7 protein-coding genes are annotated in these 7,341 nt (G+C 47.6%); 5 read left to right on the forward strand and 2 right to left on the reverse strand.

Annotated features, from left to right (window positions below):
- Positions 1-452: 452 nt before the first annotated feature.
- Both IT233_13970 and IT233_13975 read left to right on the forward strand, forming a co-directional pair.
- Positions 453-770 (forward strand): hypothetical protein, encoded by a 318-nt coding sequence (locus tag IT233_13970; protein MCC7303743.1) that lies wholly within the window; start codon positions 453-455, stop codon positions 768-770.
- A gap of 405 nt (positions 771-1,175) precedes the next feature.
- Positions 1,176-1,703, forward strand: coding sequence for a hypothetical protein (locus tag IT233_13975; GenBank protein ID MCC7303744.1), 528 nt, complete (start codon positions 1,176-1,178; stop codon positions 1,701-1,703).
- Between the two features lie 280 nt (positions 1,704-1,983).
- Here IT233_13975 and IT233_13980 read toward each other — a convergent pair whose 3' ends face one another.
- Positions 1,984-2,739, reverse strand: coding sequence for an enoyl-CoA hydratase/isomerase family protein (locus IT233_13980; protein ID MCC7303745.1), 756 nt, complete (start codon positions 2,737-2,739; stop codon positions 1,984-1,986).
- Between the two features lie 107 nt (positions 2,740-2,846).
- A complete protein-coding gene (locus tag IT233_13985; protein MCC7303746.1) occupies positions 2,847-3,293 on the reverse strand; it encodes a hypothetical protein in 447 nt (148 codons plus the stop codon).
- A 308-nt stretch (positions 3,294-3,601) separates the two neighbouring features.
- On the opposite strand from IT233_13985, the gene IT233_13990 reads away from it, so the two are divergent.
- Genes IT233_13990 through IT233_14000 form a run of 3 tightly spaced genes read left to right on the forward strand, consistent with a single transcriptional unit; the run spans position 3,602 to position 7,241 of the window.
- Positions 3,602-4,807 (forward strand): T9SS type A sorting domain-containing protein, encoded by a 1,206-nt coding sequence (locus IT233_13990; protein ID MCC7303747.1) that lies wholly within the window; start codon positions 3,602-3,604, stop codon positions 4,805-4,807.
- Complete coding sequence (locus IT233_13995) at positions 4,804-6,033, forward strand: hypothetical protein (protein ID MCC7303748.1); 1,230 nt, start codon at positions 4,804-4,806, stop codon at positions 6,031-6,033. Before IT233_13990 ends, IT233_13995 begins: the two co-directional genes overlap by 4 nt.
- A 5-nt stretch (positions 6,034-6,038) precedes the next feature.
- Complete coding sequence (locus IT233_14000; GenBank protein ID MCC7303749.1) at positions 6,039-7,241, forward strand: T9SS type A sorting domain-containing protein; 1,203 nt, start codon at positions 6,039-6,041, stop codon at positions 7,239-7,241.
- Positions 7,242-7,341: the final 100 nt, after the last annotated feature.

Consider the following 7,341-nt stretch of genomic DNA (forward strand, 5'->3'; position numbering starts at 1 on the left):
AAACAGCCATGATCAACTTGAAAAAATGCAGGGGTCAGTTTGCCCCGGAATCAGGGGGTCAATTTGCTCCGGATTAGAGGGGTCAGTTTGCCCCGGAATCAGGGGGTCAGTTTAAGCGGAATTTCCAGAAAGATACATTAATCGAAAAATGGGAGCGATTTGTATTCATTCTTTCATTCGCAATTCTAATCGCATCTGGACTGATTGAATTCTTTGCTCCATGCTGGACAATCTCCTACCCGACAATTTTTTCTATCGTAACTGGACTGGCTGGCGGTTTCATCGCCACAATTGTTGTTTTATACTTCGAAAGAAGACACGAACAAAACAAATTAAAAGACTACTATCTAAAATATCAAGGTTGTTACAAACGGGCTGACATCGGACAAGATAATACAACCGACAAAGATTTGGAACCAATGAGGCAAGACAATATTGGACTTTTCATTCGCATGACATACCTCGGTGGACACGAATTCTCTTTAGATATTAATTACTGGAAAAGTGAAAATGCAAAAGCAAAAGGATTTGTAGAGTTCAATCCCAGAGACAAAAAGTCGGCAAAAGGAAACTATCGGTACACTCAAGGACGCAATTACATAGGACAGGAAACCCATTTTGGACAACTCCAATTGTCTTGGGACGATAATAAAAAAGAGATGATTGTATTTTACCACCATCAGTATCCCCGAAAAATCCCCTTCAACCCAGACAACAATAGAGGCTGGGAAGTATGGACAAAAGTAGATGACAACTACTGCAAACAATAACTCCTGCATTGACAGTTTCTTCGTGTGACTGTCTCGGCTGACAACTTTTCCATCGACTGCTTTTCTAGCTGGACAGTTCCGCACTTTTTCATTTCGTTGTTCTCGGTCGACAGCCACGACAGAAGAAACTGTGCCTAACAGCAAGTTTGCGCTATGCGGGCAAAATCGTAAATTTGGTGTTCGGTTTTTCTACGAGCATTTGTCTTGGCAGACAAATCCTTCTCCGAAAACCCGCACATCGCAAACTTGCGGAACGTTAGTGCCAATGCAAAAATGACGACCTTGCATAAAATATTAGTAATAATATTCTCGACCATTTCGAGTTTAACATGCTATTCTCAAAACCCAGCTGACACGTTAAAGGTTAATGACACAATAAACAGGCTCATATTTGACATTCCTGACATGTCATTAACAATCTGTCCCACAGGTGACGGAATAACATACAACCAATATGTTGGCGAAACTATCGCTGGTTATACTATGGCTAGTGGCTGGAGAAAGGACACTATAAACGGAGGGTTTAACAAAGAAGTATATGTAAACCCGTTTACCAGCGGGCTTGAAAACAAAAGATTTGAAAAACAAAGTCAAGACGGGAATTGTGATTTTTTTTACTATACGGTTGGAAAGAAATTTACAGGCGTAATCTGTGATACCTTGACTTCTTATTATACCCGAGAAAAAATTGTATTCAATGCAACATGCATCAACGGTATGCTGCAAGGACAAGGAACTTTGACAACCGTGAAGCAAAACAAATTAATCGCAAAATGTTTTTTTGAAAACGGAGAAATAATTGGAGAGTGTGTATCGTGGGATTTAGCCACACTTGAGGAGACTCGAGTGACATATGTAAAAGGAAGCTATCATTGGACAAAATATACCGTGATAGACAAAGACGGAAAAATAATTGAACAACGCTCTAAATAAATATATTGCACTGGCACTAACACGGGTTTTGCGTTAGTGGGCGGACAGGTGACAGCGTGTACCGTGTGTGATGCATCAGATGTGAGGTTTCGGTTGGAAAGGTTGACAATGCTGCTCTTCGTTGAGGGGGAACTCACTCCATTAGGCGTGTTTACAAATTCTAAATGATACCCCCGTGTGTACAGTCGTTTTTCAAGAATGCACGAACTCATGCCGCTGAGTACGATGATCAGGGCAAAGATTAGTTTGAATGCTCCGTTTAAACGTATGATGACGGAAACTATTTCGCTTTGAACTTGGCAATAGCATTGCGGGTGAAATCGCTTAGCACCAGCCGGCCGCTCATGGCTGCACGTTCCGAAAGCAGTTTGTCCCAGTGCTCTGTGCCTTCCCACATTACCTTCTTGAGTTCTGCCATGGCCTCCGGTGAACTGCTCGTCAGCTGCCTGCATAAGTCCTGAAGCGCCTTATCCATGGATGCCGCGTCGGGAAATACTTCGGCATACAATCCGTGCTCCTTCGCCCATAACGCACTTTGCCAGGCAGTGGCATTGATGGAAAGCTGTGCATATGCCGCAACACCCGTTTTTCTTTCTACGGCCGGACCAATCACAAACGGCCCGATGCCGATCGCCAGCTCACTTAGTTTTACCTGCGCCGATTCTACCGCAAAGGTGTAATCTCCGGCGCTGGCAATCCCAACGCCGCCGCCCACCGCTTTACCCTGTACCCTCACCAGCACAAACTTGGGTGCCTTACGCATGGCGTTGATCACACCTGAGAATCCGCTGAAGAATGTTTTACCGGCCTCCGCGTCGTGAATCGCCGCCAGCTCATCAAACGAAGCACCCGCACAAAATGCTTTCTCCCCCTCGCTGCGGACAAGTATCACCTTTACAGAATTATTCTTTCCGGCCGATTCAATCGCACCCGACAGCTGACGCAGTATAGAACCCGGAAGGGAATTGCTCTGCGGATGAAAGAAGGTGATGATCCCAACACCGTCCCTGATTTCTGTACCTACAAATGCTTCCATTCTTCGAAAGTACTAAATTAAAAAACCCGGAGACTTTCATCCCCGGGCCCCAAAAAACAAACCTGTTATTCCATTCTGCCGTTCTGAGCGGTATGCCTTCAAACGGATTAATTGCCCTTAAAAGAAGGAATCTTCCCCTCCTTGATGAGCTTCTTCGTATTCTTTTTATGCTCCTCGTAATTCCCAAAACATAATGCATCCAGCATCTCCTTCTTCGTCATCACCGGGTTCCCCAACTCCTTCCGGATCTGCTCTCCGCAACGCTCTACAAACTTCTCAAAACGCTCCGGCGCCCAAATGTAATCACGCTTCATCCAGTCGGGCTTCGTACGGTCAATCTGAAATTCATTCGGCAGATCGCCGTTGATCTTTCCTTTTACGGATAAACCTTCGTATTTTTTCGGAAGGCCGCGCATGTCAAAAATAAATGGCCGGGATATGTTGATCACATGGGTGCGTTTTTTTGGATCAACCATCTGCAATCCCTCCACTTTCAACCCCTTCTTCTTAAGGGGCGAAACTTTGTCCTCAAACCGTTTGAGAATGTCGTACATGATTAAAAGTATTAAAGGGGCTACGAAGTTATACCGAAAAAAAGTGCCGGAATAAACTATTATACCAGCATGCAAATTTACGCCATAAATGCTCTGAATGAGCAGATGAAGCGACTAATTTCAACGCTTAAGTAGGAGGCTTGAACTTTCGGATCAGTTCATTCTTGCTGGTGTCGTAATTCGTTGAAAATAAGATAGATATGATTAATTTCGGGCTGATTTTTTTCCCTCCCCCGCCCTTATTGTCTGATAGGGCTTAATTGGAAATCAGCCATAAAGCCTGTAGTTTTAAAGTTAAGTTAATGTTCATGGTGAGATCTTTACTTTTCGCGTTTCTTTTTTCATCTGCATTTCTTCATGCCCAGCAGGGTTGGGGCTGGTATCAGCGGTCGAATATTCCGGCTCCCGGAAGGCACCGTTCGGTAGCCATCACCATCGGAAACAAAGTGTATACCGGTCTCGGTCATGTGAACGCCGTAGTGGATATCCTTTACGGCGACTGGTGGGAGTTTGATCCGGGATCCAACTCCTGGACACAAAAGGCAAATTACGCCGGCGGACCTACCCACCATTCATTCGCATTTACTATTGGCAATAAAGGATATGTTGGAACCGGGCGAATAGCAACCGGCGCTAATACAACGGCCTTTTACTGCTATGATCCTCTTACAAACACCTGGAGTACCAAAGCGCCCTTTGGCGGCTTGGCCCGGCGTGGTGCAGTGGGATTCTCCATCGGGAATAAGGGATACGCCGGAACCGGAAATACCAGCATGAGCGGATACAGCAACGATTTTTGGGAATACGATCCGGCCGGGGATTTCTGGGTGCAGCGGGCCTTCTTTCCGCCCGGCGGCCGTTTCGCCTGCGTTGGATTTTCAATAGGCTCCAAAGGCTATATCGGAACCGGAGAGCAGTCTACTCCTCCCGCCGGAAGCAAGAATGATCTTTGGGAGTACGATCCCGCTACAAATCAGTGGATACAAAAGGCGAATGTTCCCGGACCTAATCGTCTTGCGGCATGCGGTTTTTCCTGCAATGGAAAGGGACTTGTGGGTACAGGCGAAGATTTCCAGAGCGGAAATAATTTTTCAGATTTCCATTGCTTCGATCCTGCAACCAATACCTGGACTACACTGAATGAATTTGAAGGAATTTCCCGGCGCTACATGGTGGGAAGCGGAGTGGGCACGCATGCATTCGTGGGATGGGGTACCAACGGAACAAATTTTAATGACTGGTGGGAACTTGGTTATATGTCGGGGTCGGATGAATTCTTAATTGCAAAGATGGAATGTTATCCCAACCCCGCAACGGATATCATCACCCTGAAAAATGTTCGGGGCGCTCAACTCAGAATTTTGGGATTAAAAGGTGAAAATGTCATGACTGTTCAAGCGGGCCATGACGAGGAGGTAGTCATTGATGTCCGCCACTTAAGAAGGGGTGTGTATGTTATTTCTGTGGAGCATCCCGGAGAGACGGTTCAAACCATCAAACTCGTAAAGCAGTGAAAGGTGTAAGCGCGTGTATCTTTTTCCTCTGTGCTGTTCTTGGCGCAACGGCGAATAACGACTGGATAAAAAAAGAGGCGTTCGGAGGCGGCAAACGCGAACGCCTCGTTAGTTTTTCTATCGGTGGCCGTGGCTACGCTTGTATGGGACAAGACACGGCGGAGATGTTACACCGCGATCTCTGGGAATACGATCCTTCGGTTGATTCATGGACGCAGAAAGCAAACTGTCCGGGTATTCCACGCAGAAATGCCTGTGTTTTTGTGATTGGCACCAGTGCGTATGTGGGAACCGGGATGGACAATGCACTGGCTTCTATTGGAAATACGCTGAGCGACTTTTGGGAATATTCACCGCTGACCAATACCTGGTTGCAGCGGGCATCTTGTCCGATCGGTGGCGGCTGGGGCGCCTATTATTGCTCGGCGTTTTCGATCAATGGTAAGGGCTATGTGGTTTGCGGAAAACTTGGTCCTTCCCAGTACACCAATCAGTGCTGGGAATTTACTCCGTCTACCAATTCATGGCTTCAGAGATCATCCTTCCCCGGCTCTGTTCGTTACGGAACCTATCATTTTGTTCTGAATAACATGGCTTATGTGGGCATGGGTGCGGATGAGAATGCATTTGCGTCGGATATATGGGCTTATAACCCGTCAATGAATTCCTGGTCGTCCATTGGAAATTTTCCCGCCGCCGCCCGCTTCAGCGGTCATGGTTTCGCTTTGCTGGGGAAGGGATATATACTCATGGGCACAGACGGTGGTTACAAGGACGAGCTTTTCGAATACGATCCGCAGTTCAACAGCTGGGTGCAGCGGAAAAGCTTTGAGGGAGGAGGAAGAAGAAACGCCATCTGTTTTGTGATCGGCAACCGTGCGTACGCCGGCGCGGGTAAAGGTTCTACCGGATGCCGCAGAGATTTTTGGGAGTACACCCCTTTTGCCCCTCTGAGCGTAACGGAGTTTTCGTCCGGCGATTTCCCCGCTAAATTATTTCCTAACCCTGTTGAAACCACCGCAACACTGGATCTCCGGCTGCCGGAAGGCGAGCGAAGCTACAGGTACCTGATCACCGATGTTCGCGGTCAGCAGCAACGGGAATCGTTAACCTGCGGCGCTTCCACAGTGGAGATCCGGAAGGGAAACCTGATCACAGGCAGTTATTTTCTGCAGGTGTTCACCGAGACAGGATTAGTCACCACGGTTCCCTTCATCGTCAAATGATCTTTATGAAAAAAACACCATTCGTTTTCTCGCTTACTCTTTCTCTGTTGATTTTATCCTCCTCCTTCGCTCAGGGCGTTTGGACCCAAAAGGCCGATTATCCGGATGATGCACGTACGGCAGCCTGCGGATTTGTGATCGGGAACGGAGGATACCTGGGCTGTGGATTCGACTCCGCATCTTTCCGCAGAAGTTTTAATGTGTACAATCCCGCCACTAATATGTGGCTTACGGTTTCCAGCCTGGGAGGTGTGAACGGCAGCGGACTGTCGCGGGATGCCGCGGTGGGATTCTCGATTGGGAACAAAGGGTATGTGGGAACCGGACAAGGATCCATTCCCTATCTCAACGACTTTTGGGAATACAATCCGGTGAACGATACCTGGACTCAGAAAATGAGTTTTCCCGGCACTGCAAGGAGAAAAGCAGTGGGGTTTTCCAACGGAGCTAAAGGATATATCGGACTCGGTCAGGATGCCGTGGGTTTCAAAAATGATTTTTACGAGTATGACCCCGGAAATAATAACTGGACTGTTAAAGCGGTATTTCCCGGTACTGCACGGCAGCTTGCCGTTGCTTTTGTGATTGGCACCAATGCGTATGTAGGCACCGGCGACGACGGGGTGAACAAAGCGGACATGTATAAGTTCAACACGCTCACCAATACCTGGAGTCCGGTGGCTGCGTTTCCGGGACTGCCCCGGAAGGGAGCCTGCGCGTTTGCGCTGGGGGGCTACGGGTTTGTGGGAACAGGGTACGATAATACACTGAGCAATGTGGCCGATTTCTGGAGGTATGATTCCAACAACAATGCATGGTCTATGGTTGCCGCATTCGGCGGAGGTGCGCGCAGTAATATGGTAGGAATGATGATCGGAGGACTGGGATACGCAGGAACCGGATACGAAGGATCGGTAAAAAGGGACTGGTGGGAATTCAATCCGCCGCTGGGAGTAGAGGAGGAGTCCTCGCTTGTTTTTTCTGTCTATCCGAATCCGGTAATTGATCATTGCACCGTTAGCCTGACGGAGCCGCTGACGGATGGTCTGCTTACAATTTATGATTTGCAGGGCAGGAGAGTGCATCAGCAAACAGCGGAGGGAATACAGATTCTTGTCACACCCTACGGGTTACCGGCCGGAACATATTTTCTGGAAATCAGTGAACCTGCCCGGCGGGCAGTAAAAAAAATGTTGGTTCTAAAATAGAACCACACGTGCCCTTGCCGGGTAAAAAATCTTTTGCTCCTTCGCTTTTGTGAAAAAGCGATTGCTTTTTATGGGATTGCTCATGGCGGTAAAGTTTGTT

This window comes from Bacteroidia bacterium (genome assembly GCA_020852255.1).
Lineage (GTDB): Bacteria > Bacteroidota > Bacteroidia > JADZBD01 > JADZBD01 > JADZBD01.

Coding starts and splice junctions, on each gene's coding strand:
- IT233_14000 (MCC7303749.1), top strand. CDS start 6,039: ATGAAAAAAACACCATTCGTTTTCTCGCTTACTCTTTCTCTGTTGATT.
- IT233_13985 (MCC7303746.1), bottom strand. CDS start 3,293: ATGTACGACATTCTCAAACGGTTTGAGGACAAAGTTTCGCCCCTTAAG.
- IT233_13980 (MCC7303745.1), bottom strand. CDS start 2,739: ATGGAAGCATTTGTAGGTACAGAAATCAGGGACGGTGTTGGGATCATC.
- IT233_13975 (MCC7303744.1), top strand. CDS start 1,176: ATGTCATTAACAATCTGTCCCACAGGTGACGGAATAACATACAACCAA.
- IT233_13970 (MCC7303743.1), top strand. CDS start 453: ATGACATACCTCGGTGGACACGAATTCTCTTTAGATATTAATTACTGG.
- IT233_13990 (MCC7303747.1), top strand. CDS start 3,602: ATGGTGAGATCTTTACTTTTCGCGTTTCTTTTTTCATCTGCATTTCTT.